The organism is Paenirhodobacter ferrireducens, assembly GCF_004022265.1.
GTDB lineage: Bacteria > Pseudomonadota > Alphaproteobacteria > Rhodobacterales > Rhodobacteraceae > Rhodobacter > Rhodobacter ferrireducens.
Window position 1 is genome coordinate 19,391 of record NZ_SAVB01000032.1, and the last position, 18,419, is coordinate 37,809.

At 66.6% G+C, this 18,419-nt stretch carries 15 protein-coding genes and 2 pseudogenes; 14 read left to right on the forward strand and 3 right to left on the reverse strand.

The features are described from left to right. Positions 1-5: 5 nt before the first annotated feature. From EOW65_RS18945 to EOW65_RS18955, 3 genes are read left to right on the forward strand one after another with little or no spacing between them, the layout of a single operon-like run. Positions 6-1,103 (forward strand): ABC transporter ATP-binding protein, encoded by a 1,098-nt coding sequence (locus EOW65_RS18945; RefSeq protein ID WP_128152124.1) that lies wholly within the window; start codon positions 6-8, stop codon positions 1,101-1,103. A gap of 8 nt (positions 1,104-1,111) precedes the next feature. After that, positions 1,112-2,617, forward strand: a complete 1,506-nt coding sequence (locus EOW65_RS18950) for a GMC oxidoreductase (RefSeq protein ID WP_128152126.1) — start codon at positions 1,112-1,114, stop codon at positions 2,615-2,617. Between the two features lie 54 nt (positions 2,618-2,671). Further along, positions 2,672-4,096, forward strand: a complete 1,425-nt coding sequence (locus EOW65_RS18955; protein ID WP_128152128.1) for an aspartate ammonia-lyase — start codon at positions 2,672-2,674, stop codon at positions 4,094-4,096. A 27-nt stretch (positions 4,097-4,123) separates the two neighbouring features. Here the strand turns inward: EOW65_RS18955 and EOW65_RS18960 are convergent, their stop codons facing one another. After that, entirely contained in the window at positions 4,124-4,675 is a 552-nt protein-coding gene (locus tag EOW65_RS18960) for a TetR/AcrR family transcriptional regulator (RefSeq protein WP_128152130.1), read from the reverse strand. Positions 4,676-4,755: 80 nt separating this feature from the next. On the opposite strand from EOW65_RS18960, the gene EOW65_RS18965 reads away from it, so the two are divergent. The 3 genes and pseudogenes from EOW65_RS18965 to EOW65_RS18970 form a co-directional block, all read left to right on the forward strand. Further along, positions 4,756-5,619 carry an alpha/beta hydrolase family protein gene (locus EOW65_RS18965; protein ID WP_128152132.1) on the forward strand — a complete coding sequence of 288 codons (864 nt, stop codon included), beginning with the start codon at positions 4,756-4,758 and terminating at the stop codon, positions 5,617-5,619. Positions 5,620-5,836: 217 nt separating this feature from the next. Beyond that, positions 5,837-5,995 carry a transposase gene (locus EOW65_RS20325; RefSeq protein WP_240664797.1) on the forward strand — a complete coding sequence of 53 codons (159 nt, stop codon included), beginning with the start codon at positions 5,837-5,839 and terminating at the stop codon, positions 5,993-5,995. Between the two features lie 236 nt (positions 5,996-6,231). Continuing rightward, positions 6,232-7,176, forward strand: a pseudogene (locus EOW65_RS18970) (IS3 family transposase); the annotation flags it as partial. 84 nt (positions 7,177-7,260) lie between these two features. Here EOW65_RS18970 and EOW65_RS18975 read toward each other — a convergent pair. Beyond that, positions 7,261-7,629 (reverse strand): annotated as a pseudogene (locus EOW65_RS18975) (transposase); the annotation flags it as partial. A 224-nt stretch (positions 7,630-7,853) separates the two neighbouring features. Then, positions 7,854-8,618, reverse strand: coding sequence for a DeoR/GlpR family DNA-binding transcription regulator (locus tag EOW65_RS18980; protein ID WP_113902139.1), 765 nt, complete (start codon positions 8,616-8,618; stop codon positions 7,854-7,856). 259 nt (positions 8,619-8,877) lie between these two features. On the opposite strand from EOW65_RS18980, the gene EOW65_RS18985 reads away from it, so the two are divergent. The 8 genes from EOW65_RS18985 to EOW65_RS19020 all read left to right on the forward strand — a co-directional run bounded on the left by EOW65_RS18985 (position 8,878) and on the right by EOW65_RS19020 (position 18,294). Further along, positions 8,878-9,672: an inositol monophosphatase family protein gene (locus EOW65_RS18985; RefSeq protein ID WP_128152134.1), complete on the forward strand. Its 795-nt coding sequence runs from the start codon at positions 8,878-8,880 to the stop codon at positions 9,670-9,672. A 73-nt stretch (positions 9,673-9,745) separates the two neighbouring features. Continuing rightward, positions 9,746-11,320 carry an ABC transporter substrate-binding protein gene (locus tag EOW65_RS18990; RefSeq protein ID WP_128152136.1) on the forward strand — a complete coding sequence of 525 codons (1,575 nt, stop codon included), beginning with the start codon at positions 9,746-9,748 and terminating at the stop codon, positions 11,318-11,320. 63 nt (positions 11,321-11,383) lie between these two features. After that, entirely contained in the window at positions 11,384-12,364 is a 981-nt protein-coding gene (locus EOW65_RS18995; RefSeq protein WP_128152138.1) for an ABC transporter permease, read from the forward strand. Beyond that, positions 12,364-13,272, forward strand: coding sequence for an ABC transporter permease (locus EOW65_RS19000; protein WP_128152140.1), 909 nt, complete (start codon positions 12,364-12,366; stop codon positions 13,270-13,272). Before EOW65_RS18995 ends, EOW65_RS19000 begins: the two co-directional genes overlap by 1 nt. Position 13,273: 1 nt before the next feature. Then, positions 13,274-15,130 (forward strand): ABC transporter ATP-binding protein, encoded by a 1,857-nt coding sequence (locus EOW65_RS19005; RefSeq protein WP_128152142.1) that lies wholly within the window; start codon positions 13,274-13,276, stop codon positions 15,128-15,130. After that, on the forward strand, positions 15,123-16,409 hold the full coding sequence (locus tag EOW65_RS19010; RefSeq protein ID WP_128152144.1) for a Zn-dependent hydrolase: 1,287 nt from the start codon (positions 15,123-15,125) through the stop codon (positions 16,407-16,409). Before EOW65_RS19005 ends, EOW65_RS19010 begins: the two co-directional genes overlap by 8 nt. After that, entirely contained in the window at positions 16,406-17,356 is a 951-nt protein-coding gene (locus EOW65_RS19015; RefSeq protein ID WP_128152146.1) for a phosphotransferase, read from the forward strand. Before EOW65_RS19010 ends, EOW65_RS19015 begins: the two co-directional genes overlap by 4 nt. Then, positions 17,353-18,294 (forward strand): choline kinase family protein, encoded by a 942-nt coding sequence (locus EOW65_RS19020; protein WP_206364104.1) that lies wholly within the window; start codon positions 17,353-17,355, stop codon positions 18,292-18,294. The genes EOW65_RS19015 and EOW65_RS19020 overlap by 4 nt, the downstream gene beginning before the upstream one ends. Positions 18,295-18,419: the final 125 nt, after the last annotated feature.

Below are 18,419 nucleotides of genomic sequence, written 5' to 3' on the forward strand. Positions count from 1 at the left end.
ACGATATGGCTACTTTGGAAATCGATCGCGTCCGCAAGGCCTATGGCAGCATGGAGGTGCTGAAAGAGGTCAGCATCGCCATCGGCAGCGGCGACTTTCTGGTCCTTCTGGGGCCGTCCGGTTGCGGCAAGTCCACGCTGCTCAACATGATTGCGGGGCTCGAGGACATCACCGCAGGTGCGATCCGCATCGACGGGCAGACCGTCAACGACCTCTCGCCCAAGGACCGTGACATCGCCATGGTGTTCCAGTCCTACGCGCTTTATCCGACGATGACGGTGCGCCAGAACATCGAGTTCGGCATGAAGATCCGGGGCGTTCCGGCGGCCGAGCGCGAGAAGGCGACCCGCGAGGCGGCCGAGATGCTGCAGATGGGGCATCTTCTCGACCGCAAGCCGTCGCAGCTTTCGGGCGGTCAGCGGCAGCGTGTGGCGATGGGGCGGGCGCTGGTGCGTCATCCCAAGCTGTTCCTGTTCGACGAACCACTGTCGAACCTCGATGCCAAGCTGCGGGTCGACATGCGCACCGAGATCAAGCGGCTGCATCAGCGGCTGAAGACCACCATCGTCTATGTCACCCACGACCAGATCGAGGCGATGACCCTCGCCACCCGGGTGGCGGTGATGAAGGACGGCATCGTCCAGCATCTCGACGAGCCGCAGGTGGTCTATGACCGGCCGGCGAATGTCTATGTGGCGCGGTTCGTCGGATCGCCGGCGATGAACATCATCCCCGGCCGGCTGAAGGACGGCCCCGCCGGTGCCGAGCTGCTGATGGATCAGCCCGACGGGGGTGTCTCGCGCATCGCCGGCGTGCAGATCAGCGATGCGGCGCGGCGCAAATATGCCGGTCGGCCGGTGCTGGTCGGCATTCGCCCCGAAGGGTTCTCCGTCGCCGCTCCGGGCCAGTCCGCGGTGAAGGCGGCGATCGAGGTCGTCGAGCCCACCGGGCCCGATACCCTTGCGATGTTCACCCTCGGCGGGACCGAGGTCATCGCGCGCCTGGCGCCCAAGGCCGTCGAGGCCGGACAGATCGCGGATCTCGCGGTCACGACGGCGAAGGTGGTCCTGTTCGATCCCGAAACCGAAATCCGTATCGACTGAGGCAGATCATGACCACTGACAGCGACGTCATCATCATTGGTTCGGGCATCGGCGGAGGCACGCTCGCCTCGGCGCTGGCGCCCGGCGGCGCCCGGATCCTGGTCGTCGAGCGCGGCGAGCACCTGCCCGACACGCCCGACGCCCGTGACGACGTCGCCATCTTCGAACGCGGCGTCTATCGCTCGGACGAGGAATGGTATGGGGCCGACGGCAAGAAATTCCTGCCGGGGAACTATTACTATGTCGGGGGCAACTCGAAGTTCTACGGCGCGGTGATGTTCCGCTATCGCGCCGAGGATTTCCGGGCCCGCCCGCACCTACAGGGCGCCTCGCCCGGCTGGGACATGTCTTACGAGGAGATGGAACCCTGGTATGCCCGCGCCGAGGCCCTGTTCCGGGTGCGCGGCGCGACCGGGCAGGACCCGACCGACCCTCCCCGGTCGGGTCCGTTCCCCTATGCCGCCGTGCCCGACGAGCCGGCGTTGCAGACTGTGCGCCAGCGTCTGCTCCGCGCCGGCGTTCATCCTGCGAGCCTGCCGCTCGCCATCGACCTCGAGGCCTGGCTGAAGCGTGGCCAGACCGGCTGGGACGCGTTCCCGAACACCGGCGGCGCGGGCAAGATCGACGCCGAGGTCGGCCCGCTCGCCGATGCGCTGAAGTTCCCCAACGTGCGGCTGATGACCGGCGCGCGTGTCGTCCGGCTGGAGACCGATCCCTCGGGCAAGCGGGTGATCGCGGCGATCGTGCGCCGCGCAGGGCGGGAGGAACGCCTGACCGCCCGCCATTTCGCCGTCGCAGCGGGGGCGGTGCAGAGCGCGGCGCTGCTGCTGCGCTCGGCCAATGCGGCGCACCCGACCGGGCTTGGCAACAGTTCGGACCAGCTGGGCCGAAACTTCATGAACCACAATACCAGCGCCATGATGACGCTCAGCCCGTTCCTCCGAAATGATTCGGTTTATCAGAAGACGCTGTTTTTCAACGATTTCTACAATGACGATGCCGAGGTTCACGCTCCGCTTGGGAACGTGCAGCTGCTTGGGCGGATCACCGGCAACATCCTGAAAGCGCAGGCGCCTGCTCTTCCGCGCCCGCTGGCGCGGCTGATGGCGAACCACGCCTTCGGCTGGTTCCTGACCAGTGAGGATCTGCCCAACCCCGACAGTCGCGTCCGGGTCCGGGGCGAGGACATCATCATGGACTGGCAGCGCTCGAACATGGACGCGCATCACCTGCTGATCAAGCGGACGAAGCAGGTCATGCGGCGGGCGGGCTTCCCGGTGGTTCTGGTGCGGATCTTCGGCAACAAGACCACCTCGCATCAGTGCGGCACGGCGCGTCTCGGCGCCGATCCGCGCCGGTCGGTGGTGAACCTCGACTGCCGCAGCCATGACGTCGAGAACCTGTGGGTCACCGATGCCTCGGTGCTGCCGACCTCGGGGGCGGTGAACCCGGCACTGACCATCGCGGCCCTGGCGCTGAAATCCGCCACGGCCCTGACCGGGGCGCTGCGCTGATCCCGCAGGCCCCTTCGCAGACCGTTTCCGCACCTCCAGCTCCATCAGGCGATCATGACCCACCCCTCCTTCCGCTTGGAACACGACCTGCTCGGCGACCGTGAGATTCCCGCGGCGGCCTATTACGGGGTTCACACCCTGCGCGCCGTCGAGAACTTCCCGATCACCGGCGAGACTCTGGCGGCGACCCCCGATCTGATCGACGCGCTGGCGGCGATCAAATGGGCGGCGGCCGAGGCGAACCGCGATCTGGGGCTTCTTGATCCGTCGCGGGCGGGGGCGATCATCGCGGCCTGTCGCGAAATCCGGCAGGGCGCCCTGCACGATCAGTTCGTCGTCGATCTGGTGCAGGGCGGGGCGGGGACCTCGAGCAACATGAACGCCAACGAGGTGATCGCGAACCGCGCGCTGGAACTGCTTGGCCACGACCGGGGCGCCTATGGGCAGCTGCACCCGAACGAGCATGTGAACATGGGGCAGTCGACCAATGACGTCTATCCGACCGCGCTGAAGCTCGCGGCGCTGAGCGGTCTGCACCGGCTTGCGGCGGCGATGGCGGCGTTGCGACAGGCCTTTGCCGGCAAGGCGGCAGAGTTCTCCGACGTGCTGAAGATCGGCCGCACGCAGCTTCAGGATGCCGTCCCGATGACGCTGGGGCAGGAATTCGCCACCTATGCCACGATGCTTGGCGAGGACGAGGCGCGGCTGACCGAAGCGGCCGCGCTGATCCGCGAGATCAACCTCGGGGGCACGGCGATCGGCACCGGGCTGACCGCGCATCCCGAATATGCCGCGCGGGTGCGTGACCACCTGTCGCGGATCACCGGAACCGCGCTGATCACCGCCCCCGACCTGATCGAGGCCACGCAGGATTGCGGCGCCTTCGTCCAGCTCTCCGGCGTGCTGAAGCGTGTCGCCGTCAAGCTGTCGAAAACCTGCAACGATCTGCGGCTGCTGTCCTCGGGGCCGCGCGCGGGCTTGCACGAGATCAACCTGCCCGCAGTGCAGGCCGGCTCGTCGATCATGCCCGGCAAGGTGAACCCGGTCATTCCCGAGGTCGTCAATCAGGTCGCCTTCGAGGTGATCGGCAATGACGTGACGATCACCATGGCGGCAGAGGGCGGGCAGTTGCAGCTGAATGCCTTCGAGCCGGTGATCTTCTACAGCCTGCACCGCAGCATCTCGCATCTGACCGCTGCCTGTCTGACGCTGGAGCGTAACTGTGTCCGGGGCATCACCGCCAACCGCGAGCACCTGCGCGCGATGGTCGAGCAGTCGATCGGGCTGGTGACGGCGCTGAACCCCTTCATCGGCTATCAGACTGCAACCGCGGTCGCGCAGGAGGCCCTGCAGACCGGTCGCGGGGTGCTCGAGATCGTGCTCGAGCGCAGGTTGATGGCGCCTGAGGAGCTGGCGCAGGTGATGCACTGGGATGCGCTGACCGGAGCCGTCGGCGCGACGCCTGAAACCGGTTCGTGATCCGGGCCGCCCGGTCACAGGGGGCCGTCACAGCGTGCGGCGCAACTCCTGAGCGAGCAGGGCGAACGGGGTGGCGGACTGCTGGGCGAAGGCGATCACCCAGGCCCCCTGCAGCCTGACGTGCAACGAGAAGGCCGCTTCGCGCGGGGCGGGCCGACCCAACCTTGCCGCATGCGCCGCGATGCAGTCGGTCCAGCGGCCATAGACCTGCTCAGCGGTCCTCTGCAGGCGGGGCTCGTCCGGCACCGCCTGCAGGATGCTGAGCACGGGGCAGGCGGGCACATGGGCGCCGGCGCTCACCGCCGCGGCCATCGCCTCGCACACCGCAAGCGCCCCCGCCTCGAAGCTCGGCGCCGCGCCGAAGGTCTGGTCGAGAACCGCCTCGATCTGCCGGCCCGCCCAGCGGGTCGCGGCATCGGCAAGCTCCTGCTTGCCGCCCGGGAAATGGTAATAGAGCGATCCCTTGGGCAGCCCGGCCTCGGTCAGGATCTCCGCCAGCCCGACACCGGAATAGCCCTTCCGACGGAAGAGCCGGGACGCGGCCCGCACCAGTTTGTCGCGTGAATCCAGATCGGTCATGGAAAAGCCATAGCCTCATTGGACCGATTGGTCTAGACAGGGCCTAGACCAATCGGTCTACGGATTCGGAAAGGGGCTTCATGGATCTCACGCCGCAGAAGATCGCGATCGCCGCCGAGGGCGCCAGCTTGGCCGGAACCTATTACGCGCCTTCGGGGGAGGTCCGGGCGAGCCTCGTCCTGCATGGCGCAACGGGGGTGCCGCAGCGCTTCTATCGGCATTTCGCCGGCTGGGCGGCCGCGCGCGGGATCGGGGTTCTGACCTACGACTACCGCGATTTCGGCGAATCCCAGCATCGGCCGATGCGCGACAGCGACGCGATCTTTGCCGACTGGGCGGTGCGCGATCAGGCCGCGGCGCAGCGAAAGCTGGCCGAGATCGCGCCCGACGGCCCGCTCTGGGTGCTCGGCCACAGCCTGGGCGGGCTGGGCATCCCGTTTCACGGCTATCCGGAGCGGACCGAGAAGATCGTCACGGTGGGGGCGGGCATCGGGCATTTCACCGACCATCCCTGGAGCTATCGCCCGAAAGTGCTCGCCTTCTGGTTTGCGCTCGGCCCGCTGGCGACGGCCGTTGCGGGCTACATGCCGGGCAAGCGGCTGCTTCTGGGGGCCGATCTGCCGGCGGGGGTCTATTGGCAATGGCGGCGCTGGTGCACCCGTCGCGACTTCTTCAACGGCGACATCGGAGTTTCCCTGCCGGAGCCGAATTATGCCCTGTCCGGGCCGGAGGTCCGGATCTGCGTCGCGCGTGACGACGTGGTGGTGCCGCCGGTGGCGGTCAGGCGCTATGCTGATGCGCTTGCGCCTGCCGGCGCGGTCTACCGGTGCTTCACTCCCGCGGACTACGGGCTGAGCCGGCTCAATCACATCGAGTTTCTCGCCCGCGACAACCAGCCGGTGTGGGCCGACCTTCTCGGGCTTTCTGTGCCGGCCGGGGGCTGATCCCGGATCGCCGCCTTCTCTGCACGGGGCGGTGCCCGCAGGTCAGTTCCGGCCGTGGCGGATGAAATCTGCGGCGCGCTCGCCAGCCATCATCGCCGGGCCGTTGGTGTTGCCGGAGGGGACGAAGGGGAAGTGTGAGCTACTCCCCCGAAAATCGGACAGTGACGTAAGCTACGATCTGCCATCTGCTGGTCTCCAAGAACGAGGAGATCAGACCATGTCGAAACGCAGGAACCACGACGCGGGCTTCAAGGCTCGTGTGGCGCTGGAAGCCGTGAAGGGCGAGCGCACCGTGTCGGAGCTATCCGCGGAATACGGCGTGCATCCGACGATGATCCACCAGTGGAGTTGGGAGGATCAGAAAACGATCCAGTGAATCGTTTTCCCGACCAACGCGCTGCTCGAGGGGGCGTCGGAGATCTTCGAGCGCGGCGGGAAGAAGAAGGCCGAGGTCGACGAGGAGACGGTGCGCTCGCTGCATGCCAAGATCGGGGACTGAGCCATTGAGGCGCCATGGGTTCGAGCCCAATGGCGAAGGCTGTCGCTAACGATTTTTTGTCTAGAAAGCTCAAGCCCTGGACCAGCAAGTGAGACGCGGGATGGTCGAACGCTCACCCCACGCTGTCGATCGGGGCGCAATGCGGCCTGCTGTCGATCTCGCGGTCGTCATTCTACTACGCGCCGCAGGGAGAGACCGAGATGAACCTGGCGCTGATGCAGGTGATCGACCAGCAGTTCCTGGAAACCCCGTTCTACGGCGTCCGGCAGATGACCTGGCACCTGCAGAACGAGGGTCATCCTGTGAACCAGAAGCGCATCCGACGCCTGATGCGGCTCATGGTGAAGGGGATCGTGGCGCCAGTGGCGCCGCGTAAGCCCCGGAACGATGCCGATCTACCCGAAGCCCAACACCAGCAAGCCCGCCAATGGGCACAAGACCTCCCCCTACCTTCTGGGCGGACTGCGGGTCGATCGGCCCAACCAGGTCTGGTGCGCCGACATCACCTACCTGCCGATGCGACGCATTCGCCATCGGGCTCGAACCGGTGGAGCCTCGATGGCTCATTCCTCTACCTGGTCGCCATCATGGACTGGTTTACCCGCAAGGTGTTTGATGGGCTTACGCGGCCCCACCGGGGCGACGGTCCCATCTCACCCTGGCGCATCTCGAACACGCTCGAAGCCGACTTCTGCGTCGAGGCGCTGAACGAGGCGGTCCACCGCTTCGGCCCGCCTGAGATCATGAATACCGATCAGGGTTCGCAGTTCACGTCCTTCGCCTGGACCGACCGGCTGAAACGGATCGGCACTAGGATCTCGATGGACGGCAAGGGCCATTCATCGGGCTTACGCCGCACCACTGGCGCGACGGTCCCTCTTCATCTCGACAACATCTTCATCGAACGCCTCTGGCGATCCCTGAAGTATGAGTGCGTCTACCTCCACGCTTGGGAGACCGGTTCGCAGGCCAAGGCCGGCGTTGGCCGATGGATCACCTTCTACAACCACCAGCGGCCCCACGCCGCCCATGGCGGACAACCGCCTGCCGTGGTCTACTTCAACCAGATCGAAACCGACCAGCAGGGGCAGAGAGTCGCTTCAATCATCCCGGAAACTGTCCAAACGATGGGGAGGTGCTCAACGTCGTTCGCTCATCTCGTGGACCTCCACGAGGATCACGACGGCTTCGCGCCTGGCGGCGGGCGTTACCACTTTCGGCTGAGGAGATCCTTCAACGCGGCCTGGTCGAGCAGGGCATCTGCCAACAGGCGCTTCAACTTGGCGTTGTTCGCCCGTTCTCTCGAACCGGTGGCGTTCACGGGCTCACTCCTCGAGCGCCTTCAGCCGCTTCGCGTCCGAGACCTCCATGCCCCCAAACTTCGCTTTCCAGGCGTAAAAAGCCGAGGTGCTGATCCCGTGCCGACGGCAGAGATCAGCGGTCTTTGCCCCCGCCTCGGCCTCTTTCAGGATGCCGATGATCTGGGCTTCGTTGAACTTCGATGGCTTCATGGTCCGATCCTTCTATTGGGTCGGATTCTAGCATCAACTGGAGGAACTATCGGGGGTCACAGCAGCCGCGTAACTAACCCCAATCAGCCTCCGGCAAACCTGGCGCGGTTCAATCGGCGCCGTGACCGGGAGTGGTGCCGGCGCCACCCGCCGCGCTCCCCCTGCGCCCCGTCCCGCACGGCCGCCCCCGGTCAAGCCGGCCCGGCCGTGCGGTCTGCCGGCTGTCAGGCGGGGGGGCGGGCATAATGCACCGTGCCGCGCAGCAGCGTCAGGTCGACGGGCGCACGGCTATCGGTCACCAGATGGTCGATCTCGTCGGGGCGGCAGATCGTCACCCGACTTTCGATGCCGATCTTGTCGGCATGGCACAGCATGATGCAGGCGCGGGCGCGGCGCATCATCGTGCGCGCCACCTCTGCCTCGTGGATCTCATAATCCGTCGCGCCGCGGGTCGGGTGCATGCCGACCGGCGAGATCACTGCGAAATCGGCGAGGAAGCGGTCGATCTCGGCAAGCGTCATCTCGCCATAGGTCGCGGGGACGTCGCTGTGCGGCCGTCCGCCCAGAAGCAGTGTGTCGCAGCTGTCGACCGGGGCGGTGATCCGGGCAATCTCCAGCGCATTGGTGATGATGCGCATGTTGCCGCGGCGCGCCAGCTCCTGCGCGAAGGCAAGTGTCGTCGTGCCTGCGTCGATGAACAGGGTCGAGCCCGGCGGGATCAGATCGCAGGCGCAACTGCCGATCGCCGCCTTGAATTCGGATTGCACCCCGCGCCGCTCGTGGAAGGCGGGTTCCGGGGTGATGTCGGGCCGGCGCTGCATCGCTCCGCCATGCACGCGCAGGATATCGCCGTCCTCCTCCATCTCGAGCAGGTCGCGCCGCACCGTCTCGCGCGAGACGTCGAAGAGCTGTGCAAGGGTGTTGGTATAGACCTTGCCGTCGCGCCCGAGGATCTCGAGGATCTTCGACTTCCGTTCATGAGCCCACATCGCTGCTCCCCTCCGTTTCGTGATCTGTAGCATGTGCCTCGCGGGGCGTCATTGAATTTGCGTTTATGTGGACGGATGTGTCGATGATCGTGTTTTTTGCGTATTTATTTGGCAAAATGAAGGGAATCTCGCAGATAGAATAGTCAATTTATGGTTTTGCGTGCTTTCCGTTGTGATTTTTGTGGTTTTGCGCGGCGGCCGTCCTGCAGGCTGCCGGCAAGACCGAATGATTCCACAAGAACTGAAGAGGCACCCGATCATGCTGAACCTGACAGAGGCGCTGCATTTCGCCAATGAGACCGTCGACGAGGCGGGCAGGATCGCGCGGGAGCATTTCCGCCATCCGCTGGCCGTCGAGCATAAGGCGGACGACAGCCCGGTGACCGTGGCCGATCGCGGCATCGAGGCCTTCGTGCGTGCCCGGATCGGCGCCGCCTATCCCGATCATGGCATCTATGGCGAGGAAGAGGGGCCGGTGAACCTCGACCGGCCGCATGTCTGGGTGGTCGATCCGATCGACGGCACGAAAAGCTTCGTCACTGGCCATCCGCTCTTCGGTGGGCTGATGGCGCTGCTCGAGAATGGCGAGCCCTGCCTTGGCATGATCAACATGCCGGTGACGGGCGAGCGCTGGTGCGGGCTGCGCGGCGAGCAGACCACGCTGAACGGCGTGCCGTGCCATACCAGCGGGCGCAAGGATCTGGCCGAGGCCTTTGCCTATACCACCGACCCGTTGCTGTTCTCCGGCGCGAAGGCGCTGGTGTTCGAGATGCTGCGCGAGACGGTGCGGATGATCCGCTTCGGCGGCGATTGCTACAATTATGCGCTGCTTGCCTCGGGCTGGTGCGATCTCGTGCTCGAGACCGGCCTCGAACCCTATGACTACCTGCCGGTGGTGCAGGTGGTGCGCGGCGCGGGGGGCGTCATCACCGATTGGGAGGGGGGCGAGCTGAGCACCTCCTCGCGCGGCGATGTGCTGGCCTCGGCCACCCCGGAACTGCATGCGGGAATGCTCGACCGGCTGGCCGGGCTGCGCGCGACACAGGCGGCGTGACGATCACGCCAACCCAAGACGACAAGACCGAAAAACACACAAAAACCACAAGACCCAACAGGAGACTGACAGCATGGACAGACGACAGTTCCTTCGGTACGGCGCCATGGTGGGGGCGGCCTTCGCCGCGCCCCGGATCAATCCCGACTTCCTCTTCAGCTCGGCCCGCGCTGCCGACATGCGGCCGCTGACCTTCCTTTCGGCCGAGAACATCACCGGCAACTGGGACCCGACCTCGCACACGACGCTGTCGCAGTCGAACATCGAGGGCTTCGTCATGGGCTTCCTGACCCGGGCCCCGATGCGCCCCGAAAACCCCGACGAGGTGATCTACGAACTCGCCACCTCGATCCGCGAGATCGACGCGCATCACCTCGAGATCAAGCTGCGCGAGGGCGTTACCTTCCATGACGGCAAGCCCTTCACCGCCGAGGACGTGAAAGCGACCTTCGACTATGGTGCGCAGCCCGATCGCCCGAAGCAGGTCTATCCCGGCCCGACCGGCAGCTTCGAGATCACCACGCCCGATGACTACACCGTCATCGTCGACACCTCGAAGGGGGGCTACGGCGCCTCGCTGTTCATCTTCCTCGCCTCCTATCTGCCGATCCTGTCGGCCAAGGACGTGGCCGAGGGGCCGAAGGGCGCACTGACGCAGCGGCTGAACGGCACCGGGCCGTTCAAGTTCGTCGAACAGCGCGGCAACGATACGGTGATGGAGGCCTTCCCGGGCTATTTCAAGGGCGCGCCGAAGATCGCGGGCGTCACCTTCTCCTTCGTCGGCGATGCCACCACGCGGATGCTGTCGCTGATGAACGGCCAGGCCGACGTCATCGAGCGGCTTGAACCGGAACAGGTCGAGACGCTGGAAAAGGAAAAGAGCATCAAGCTCTCGCGCCTCGTCTCGGTCGAGAACAAATATCTGTGGTTCCGCTGCTCGAAACCGCCATTCAACGATCCGCGCCTGCGCAAGGCGGCGGCCCATGCGATCGACCGCGACATGATCATGGAAGTGATGGGCTCGGCCGGACATGCCTCGTCGAACTTCATCTCGCCGATCAAGTTCGGCTATGTCGACCTGCCGAACTATCCGAAATACGACCCCGACGAATGCCAGCGCCTGCTGGCCGAGGCGGGCTTCCCGGGCGGCAAGGGCCTGCCGGAACTCGAATACATCACCTCGACCGGCTTCTATCCGAAGACCAAGGAATATGGCGAGGTGATCGCCGCGATGCTGCAGGAACAGGGCTTCCCGGTGACGCTGAACGTGATGGAGGTCGCGGCCTGGAACGAGCGCCTCTATGACCGTCCCGGCGGCGGCCCGGGCCACATGGTCGACTGCGGCTGGTCGACCGGCTCGCCCGAGCCCGACCTGGTGCTGCGCACGCATTTCCATTCGAGTTCGAAGCGGATCTGCGGCATCGAGGACCCCGAGATCGACGCCGCGCTCGATGCCGAGCGCAACGCCCCCTCGCTCGAGGCGCGCAAGACATCGCTGCAGACGAACCTGATGCCGATGCTCGCCGACAAGGTTCCGGCGCTGAGCCTGTTCACCTCGGTGCTGATCCACGGCATGCGCGCCGATGTGCAGGATCTGTTCATCTACCCCGACGGGCTGAGCGACGCCTCGAAGACCACGCTCGGTTGATCCCTGCCGGGGCCGCGCAGGCGGCCCCGGTTTTCCCGACAGCCACGAAGCCCGGAGCAGTCGATGCCCATTCTCCGTTTCCTCGTGCGCCGGCTCTTCCAGGGGGCGATCATCGTCTTCCTGGTCTCGGCGCTGATCTTCACCTTGCTGCGCATCGTCCCCGGCGATCCGGTGCGGCTGATGGCGGGCGGCATGGCGCCCGAGGCGCTGATCGAGCAGATCGCGACCGAGATGGGCCTGCGCGACCCGATCTACGAGCAGTTCGGCCGCTATGTCGGTGGCGTGCTGCAAGGCGATCTGGGGCAAAGCTTCGTGCGCCCGGCGAACGGCGCGGCGGTCGGCGGCGCGAGTTTCGACGACAGCACCCGCTCCGAGCGCGCCAAGGTGCTTGACCTGATCGCGCAGACCGCGCCGAAGACGATCCAGCTTGCCCTGCTGGCGATGGTCTTCGCGCTGATCATCGCGGTGCCGATCGGGGTCTGGGGCGGGCTCAACCCGGGGCGGTTGCCGGACCGGCTGGCGCTGTATCTGTCCTCGGTTCTGGTCAGCCTGCCGAATTTCTGGCTGGGCATCGTGCTGGCGCTGCTGCTCTCGGTGAAGCTGAACCTGCTGCCGGCGATCGGCTACAAGGGCTTTGCCTACACGATCCTGCCGGCCTTCGTGCTGGCGCTCGAGATCGCGCCCTTCATCATCCGCAACCTCTCGGTCTCGGTGGCCGGGGTGATGGGGCAGAACTTCATCGACATCGCCCGGGTGCGCGGGTTGACCCGCAACCAGATCATCTTCCGCCACGCGATGAAAAACTCGGCGGTGCCGCTTCTGAACCTGCTTGGCGTGCAGTTTTCGATGCTGCTGGGCGGCGTTCTCGTGATCGAATTCATCTTCGACTATCCCGGGCTTGGCCTGTTGACGATCAATGCCGTGATGCAGCGCGACTTTCCGCTGATTCAGGGCATCGCCGTCGTCACCGCCGCGGCCTTCGTCCTCATCAACATCGTCGTCGACCTGCTGGCGACGACCATCGACCCGAGGCTCGACTACTGATGAGCAGCATCGACATCACCCCGCCCCGCGCCGCCGCCCGGGAAAAGACCGTCTCCGCCCGGATCTGGCATCTCGCGCTCTCCTCGGTCGAATTCCGCATCGGCCTTGTCGTCTTCACCGTGCTGCTGCTGGCCACGCTGTTCTACCCGTGGCTGAGCGGCATCGACCCGCTGAAGATGGCGATCCGCGAAAAGCTTCTGCCGCCGCTCTTCCTTGGCGAGGGCTGGAGCTGGGCGCATCCGCTCGGCACCGACCAGCTGGGCCGCGACATGCTGGCGCGGGCGCTCGTCGGGCTGCGCTATTCGCTGCTGATCGGCATCTCGACCACGGTCCTGATGGTGATGATCGGCGCGATGGTCGGGCTGTTTGCCGGCTATTACGGCGGTCGGGTGGACACCGTGCTGATGCGGCTCACCGATGCACAGCTGTCGATCCCGATGATCATCCTCGCGATCACCATTCTCGGCGTCTCGCGTCCGACGATCCCGGCGATCATCGTCGTGCTCGGCCTCGCGGGCTGGCCGGTCTATGCGCGGGTCATGCGCTCGACGGTGATGGCCGAGCGCAAGAAGGAATACGTGCGCGGCGCGATGGTGCTGGGTGCCACGGACCTCAGGATCATGTTCACCCTGATCCTGCCGCTGGTGCTGCCGCCGATGTGCTTCGTCGCAGTGCTCGACATCGCGCGGATGATGATCTTCGAAAGCGTGCTCGGTTTCCTCGGCCTCGGCGTGCAGCCGCCCACCCCCACCTTCGGCAACATCATCGCCGACGGCCGGAAATACCTGATGAACGCCTGGTGGATCGCCACCATGCCCGGCGTGTTCCTGGTGCTGACGCTGACCAGCATCAACCTGATGGGCGCCGCGCTCGAACGCGCCCGCAACGCGATCTACGGAGGTGCGTGAGATGTCGCTCGACATGGTCCGGAACGAGGTGTTGCTGTCGGTGCGCGATCTATCGGTCGCGGCAGAGGGGGAGGGCGGCGCGCTGCGCCCGATCCTCGACCGGATCTCCTTCGATCTGGCGCCGCGCCAGATCCTGTCGGTGATCGGCGAAAGCGGGTCCGGCAAGACGGTGCTCGCCCGCACCATCGCCAGCTGGCTGTCGGCGCCGCTCACGGTAACGGGGGGCGAGGTGCTGTTTCGCGGCCGCGACCTGCTGGCCGATCCCGCCCATGCGCGCAGTCTGGCCGGGCGCGAGATCGCCTATGTCGGCGGCAACCCGGCCGGCGCGCTCGACCCGACGATGACGGTGGGCGCCCAGCTGGTCGAGAAGCTGCGCGCCGTGCGCCCCGAGATCACCCCCGCCGAGGCGAAGGACAAGGCGATCCGGCTGCTGTCGGCGGTGCGCATCCCCGCGGCCGAGCGGCGCTTCCACGAATACCCGTTCCAGTATTCGGGCGGCATGATGCAACGCGCGATGATCGTCGATGCGTTGATCTCGGACCCGGCGCTGCTGATCGCCGACAACATCACACAGCCGCTCGATGTCACGGTGGCGGCGCAGATCCTCAAGCTGATGCGCGAGCTCAACGCCGAGTTCTCGACCGCGATCCTGTTCATCTGCTCCTCGCTGCCGGTGGCCTGCGATGCCTCGGACGAGGTGATGGTGCTGCATCAGGGCCGGGTGGTGGAGCGTCAGGCGCCCGCGGCGCTCGTCACCCGGCCCGGACATGGCTATACCCGCGCCCTGATCGCGGAGCTGCCGACGCTGTGGCAGGGCGGCCCCGAGGGGCGCGACGAGCGGCAAAAGCGCGACCAGCGCGCGATCATGTCGGTCAACGGTGTCTCGAAGGCCTACGAGACCCGCGGCAAGAGCGGCAAGGCGCTGGTGCAGGCGGTGCGCGATGTCACCTTCGACGTCTTCCCCGGCGACAATTTCGGCATCGTGGGCGAATCCGGCTGCGGCAAGTCCTCGCTGATGCGGTTGCTGACCGGGCTCGAACGCCCCGATGGCGGCACGATCCTGTTCGAGGGCGAGAATGTCGGCGCTGCCAGCCCGGCACGCCTGCGCGAGCTGCGCCGCAAGTTCCAGCTGGTGCTGCAAGATCCCTATGGCTCGCTGCCGCCGCAAAGCGCGATCGGCGCGATCCTCGAGGAACCGCTGAAGATCCACCGCATCGGCACCGCCGCCGAGCGGCGCGAACGCGCCCGCGCGGTGATGAGCGAGGTGGGGCTTCCCGCCGACATCTATGAAAGCCTGCCGACCGGGCTTTCGGCGGGCCAGCGCCAGCGCCTCAACGTCGCCCGCGCGATGATCCTCGAACCGCGGCTGCTGATCATGGACGAGACGCTCTCGGCGCTCGACCAGACCGAGCAGGGCAAGTTGCTGGATCTGTTCGAGCGGCTGCAGGCGCAGCACGGCTTCACCTATATCTTCATCTCGCATGACATGACGATGGTGCGGCAGGTCTGTTCCCGCATCGCGGTGATGTATCTGGGCGAGACCGTCGAGGTGGCCCCGAGCGAGCGGCTGTTCTTCGAGCCGGGTCACCCCTACACCCGGGCGCTGCTGTCCGCCGCGCCGACGCTCGAACCGCGCCGCTACCGGCCCGAGGACTGCCTGCTCGACGGCGAACCGCCCAGCCCGATCGACCTGCCGCCGGGCTGCGCCTTCGCCTCGCGCTGCCCGAGCGTCACCACCCGCTGCCGTGCCGAGAACCCGGCGCTGCGCACCCGCGGGAGGCAGGCGCTTGCCGCCTGTTTCCTCGTGCCCGACCCTTCCGTGACTTCCGATGAACCGATGGAGCAATCCGATGTCTGACACCCTTGACCTCGCGCAGATCGACGCGGGCCTTTTTCAAACCCTGATGGAGAAGGTCTCCGAATTCGGCTCGACCGGGGATGGCGGGGTCGACCGTCCGGTGCTGACCGATGCCCACAAGGCGGCGCGCGACTGGTTCATCTCGGAACTGACGGCGCGCGGCTATACCGTGGTGATCGACGACATCGGCAACCTGTTCGGCCGCATCGACCTGGCCGGGCCGGACGCGCCGCTGGTCATGCTGGGCTCGCATCTCGACAGCCAGCCGAAGGGCGGCCGCTTCGACGGCGCCTATGGCGTGATGGCGGCGCTAGCGGCTGTCGAAAGCTGGCGCGCGAGCGCCGCGGCGCAGGGCATCGCGCCGAAATGCAACTATGTCGTCGCCGACTGGATGAACGAGGAGGGGGCGCGGTTCCAGCCCTCGCTGCTCGGCTCCTCGGTCTGGGCGGGGCTGGTCGAGCGCGACTGGGCGCTCGAACGGCGCGACCGCGACGGCAAGAGCGTGGGCGAGGAGCTGGTCCGCACCGGGTTCAACGGCACCGGCGTGATGCCGAAGCCCGACCTCTATCTGGAAATCCACATCGAGGGGGATTCGAAGATGGAACAGGCCGGCGCCCGCATCGCCCCCTATGCCCGCCATTGGGGTGCCTACAAGGTCCGCATCGAGGTCACCGGCGAGCAGAACCACACCGGCCCGACCCCGATGGAAGAGCGCAAGGACGCTGTCCTTGGCGCGGCCTATATCATCGCCAAGGTGCGCGAGCTGGCCGAGACCGCGGCCGACACGCTTTACACCTCGGTGGCGCGGGTCGACATCTCGCCGAACTCGCCCAACATCGTGCCCGGCAAGGCGATCCTCTTCGCCGAGCTGCGCTCGCCCGAGCAGGCGATGCTCGACTGGTCGCTCGGCGAGCTGCGCAAGGCCCTTCCCGGGCTGGCGGCACAGGCGCAGGTCAGCGCCGAGATCGCGGCGATCGACGAGCGCCCGGCGGGCCGGTTCGATCCGCGGCTGGTGAAGCTGACCGAACAGGCCGCGGATGCCTTCGGCTATCCGCGGATCGAGCTCGACACCGTCGGCGGCCATGATGCGGTCGCGGTGAACGCGATCCTGCCGGCGATCGTCATCGCGGTGCCCTCGGTCAACGGGGTGATCCACCGCAACGACGAATACACCTCGCCCGAGGATCTGGCGGCTGGCTGTGACGTCTTCGTCGACATCGTGCGGCGCGTCGATCAGGCGGGGGGCGATCTCGACAAGGCGGTGGGGGCAAACGCATGACCGGGGCGCTCGTCACCTCCGACGATCTGGCCGCCGCCTGCCGGGCCGCGGGCCTGCCCGGGGGGGCGCCGGTCGCGCCCGGTCCGGGGCCGCTCGCCTCACCAAGCTACAAGGCCCTCGAAAGCGCCTCGGTCATCGTCGATGCGCGCCCGGGGCCGGTCTTCGTCAAGGTCATCCACCCCGAGATGCGGGCGGGCTTCGATCTGCCGGCGGCGATGAGCCTCGCCCGGGCCGCAGGCGAGATCGGCGTCGGGCCGGAGGTCCTGTGGTCGGATGCCGGCGCCGGGGCGATCGTGATGACGGCACTTCTGCCCGCCGCGGGCTGGCGCACCGCCAATCAGGCGGTGCTGCAGGACCCGGCCGTGGTGGCGGCTGCGATGGCGGCGCTGCGGGCCCTGCAGGCGACGGCCCCGCTTGCACATCGTTTCGACCCCTTCGCCGAGATCGACCGGCTGATTGCGGGTTTCGCCGCGATCGGGGCGCCGTTGCCTGCCGATACCGGCTGGCTGCGCGCGGTTCTCGCGCTGTGCGAGCCGATGATGGAAGATGCAGTGCTGGCGCCCTGCCGCAACGACGGCGCGGCCTCGAACCTCCTCGTCGGGTCCGGTGGGGTGCAGCTTGTCGACTTCGACCGGGCCGGGATGATGGATCCGCTCTACGAGGTCGGCGCGCTGCTGGCTGAGCTCACCGATTTCGAGACCGACATGATCCCCGGCTTCGTCGCCTATCTCGGCCACTTCGACGCGGTGGCCTTCGCCCGCGCGCGGCTGTGGTCCTTCGTCGACGACATGCTGCACGGGCTGTGGTCGCGGCTGCAGGCGCATCGCTCGGCGCGCGGCGGCGTCGAATGGCAGAAATACGGCGAATGGCGGCTGATGCGGCTGCGCCTTGCGCTGAACCATCCGGGGTTCGAGGAAAAGATCCGCATTGTCAGGGGGCAGGCATGATGAAATCTCTGGGCACGGCGGCAACGCCGATGGAAGAGACGATCGAGGCCGTCATCCTAGAGGCGCCGCTGTTCCGCGGTGGGCAGGGGATGGTCTATGGCCCGGTCTCGGGCGGGATCTCGAACGAGAACTGGCGTGTCACCGCCACCGATGGCACCGGCGACTGGTTCGTGAAGGTGCCGGGCAACGGCACCGAGATGTTCATCGACCGCGTTGCGGCCTTCGATGCCGCGCGCAAGGCGGCGGCAGCGGGGCTTGGGCCCCGGGTCTATGAGGATCTCGCGCACCGGGGCATCGAGATCAATGATTTCCTGCCCGACCGACGGCCCTCGACACACAGTGACTTCGCCGATCCGGCGAAGCGGCGCGCGGCGATCGCGGCCTATCGCAGGATGCACGCGATGCCGGCGCTGGACCTGACGAAGACGGTCTTCGACATGATCGACGAGCATGCCGCGCAGGTGGCCGCGCTGGGCGCACCGCATTACCGCGACGAGGCCTGGGTGATGTTCAACGCCGGTCTTGCGCGGCAGGCGCTCGAGGCGTCGGGGCTCGATCTCGTGCCCTCCTTCAACGATCCGATGCCCGGCAATTTCATGATCGGCCCCGATGGTTCGGTGATGCTGATCGACTACGAATATGCCTCGATGAACGATCGCTGCTATGATCTCGGCATCTGGTTCGGCGAGATGTTCTTTCCGCCGGAACAGGAACTCGAGCTGATCGAGGACTATTTCGGCGAGGTCCGGCGCGACATCGTCGCCCGCGTCATCGTGCACAAGGCGCTGGCGGATGTGAAATGGGCGCTGTGGTCGATGGTGCAACTGAAAGTCTCGCGCCTCGACTTCGACTTCCATAAATATGGGGTGTGGAAGCTGATGCGGTTCCGGCAGATCACCGGCCATCCGGAGTGGCCCACGCATCTGCGCAACCTGTGAGGCGGTGATGGGATATCAGTCGGTTGCACGGGGAGAGCGGTTTGGCTTTGCGACGCTGGCGGCGGTGATGGCGGCGGCGACGCCGGATCGGTCTGGCGATGCGCTGGCTGGGATTGCGGCGAGCA

Bases quoted from the DNA above. Each gene is read 5' to 3' on its own strand.
- EOW65_RS19000 (WP_128152140.1), top strand. From the start codon at position 12,364: ATGAGCAGCATCGACATCACCCCGCCCCGCGCCGCCGCCCGGGAAAAG.
- EOW65_RS18990 (WP_128152136.1), top strand. From the start codon at position 9,746: ATGGACAGACGACAGTTCCTTCGGTACGGCGCCATGGTGGGGGCGGCC.
- EOW65_RS19015 (WP_128152146.1), top strand. From the start codon at position 16,406: ATGACCGGGGCGCTCGTCACCTCCGACGATCTGGCCGCCGCCTGCCGG.
- EOW65_RS18995 (WP_128152138.1), top strand. From the start codon at position 11,384: ATGCCCATTCTCCGTTTCCTCGTGCGCCGGCTCTTCCAGGGGGCGATC.
- EOW65_RS18950 (WP_128152126.1), top strand. From the start codon at position 1,112: ATGACCACTGACAGCGACGTCATCATCATTGGTTCGGGCATCGGCGGA.
- EOW65_RS18985 (WP_128152134.1), top strand. From the start codon at position 8,878: ATGCTGAACCTGACAGAGGCGCTGCATTTCGCCAATGAGACCGTCGAC.
- EOW65_RS19020 (WP_206364104.1), top strand. From the start codon at position 17,353: ATGATGAAATCTCTGGGCACGGCGGCAACGCCGATGGAAGAGACGATC.
- EOW65_RS18960 (WP_128152130.1), bottom strand. From the start codon at position 4,675: ATGACCGATCTGGATTCACGCGACAAACTGGTGCGGGCCGCGTCCCGG.
- EOW65_RS19010 (WP_128152144.1), top strand. From the start codon at position 15,123: ATGTCTGACACCCTTGACCTCGCGCAGATCGACGCGGGCCTTTTTCAA.
- EOW65_RS18980 (WP_113902139.1), bottom strand. From the start codon at position 8,618: ATGTGGGCTCATGAACGGAAGTCGAAGATCCTCGAGATCCTCGGGCGC.
- EOW65_RS18945 (WP_128152124.1), top strand. From the start codon at position 6: ATGGCTACTTTGGAAATCGATCGCGTCCGCAAGGCCTATGGCAGCATG.
- EOW65_RS19005 (WP_128152142.1), top strand. From the start codon at position 13,274: ATGTCGCTCGACATGGTCCGGAACGAGGTGTTGCTGTCGGTGCGCGAT.
- EOW65_RS18955 (WP_128152128.1), top strand. From the start codon at position 2,672: ATGACCCACCCCTCCTTCCGCTTGGAACACGACCTGCTCGGCGACCGT.
- EOW65_RS18965 (WP_128152132.1), top strand. From the start codon at position 4,756: ATGGATCTCACGCCGCAGAAGATCGCGATCGCCGCCGAGGGCGCCAGC.
- EOW65_RS20325 (WP_240664797.1), top strand. From the start codon at position 5,837: ATGTCGAAACGCAGGAACCACGACGCGGGCTTCAAGGCTCGTGTGGCG.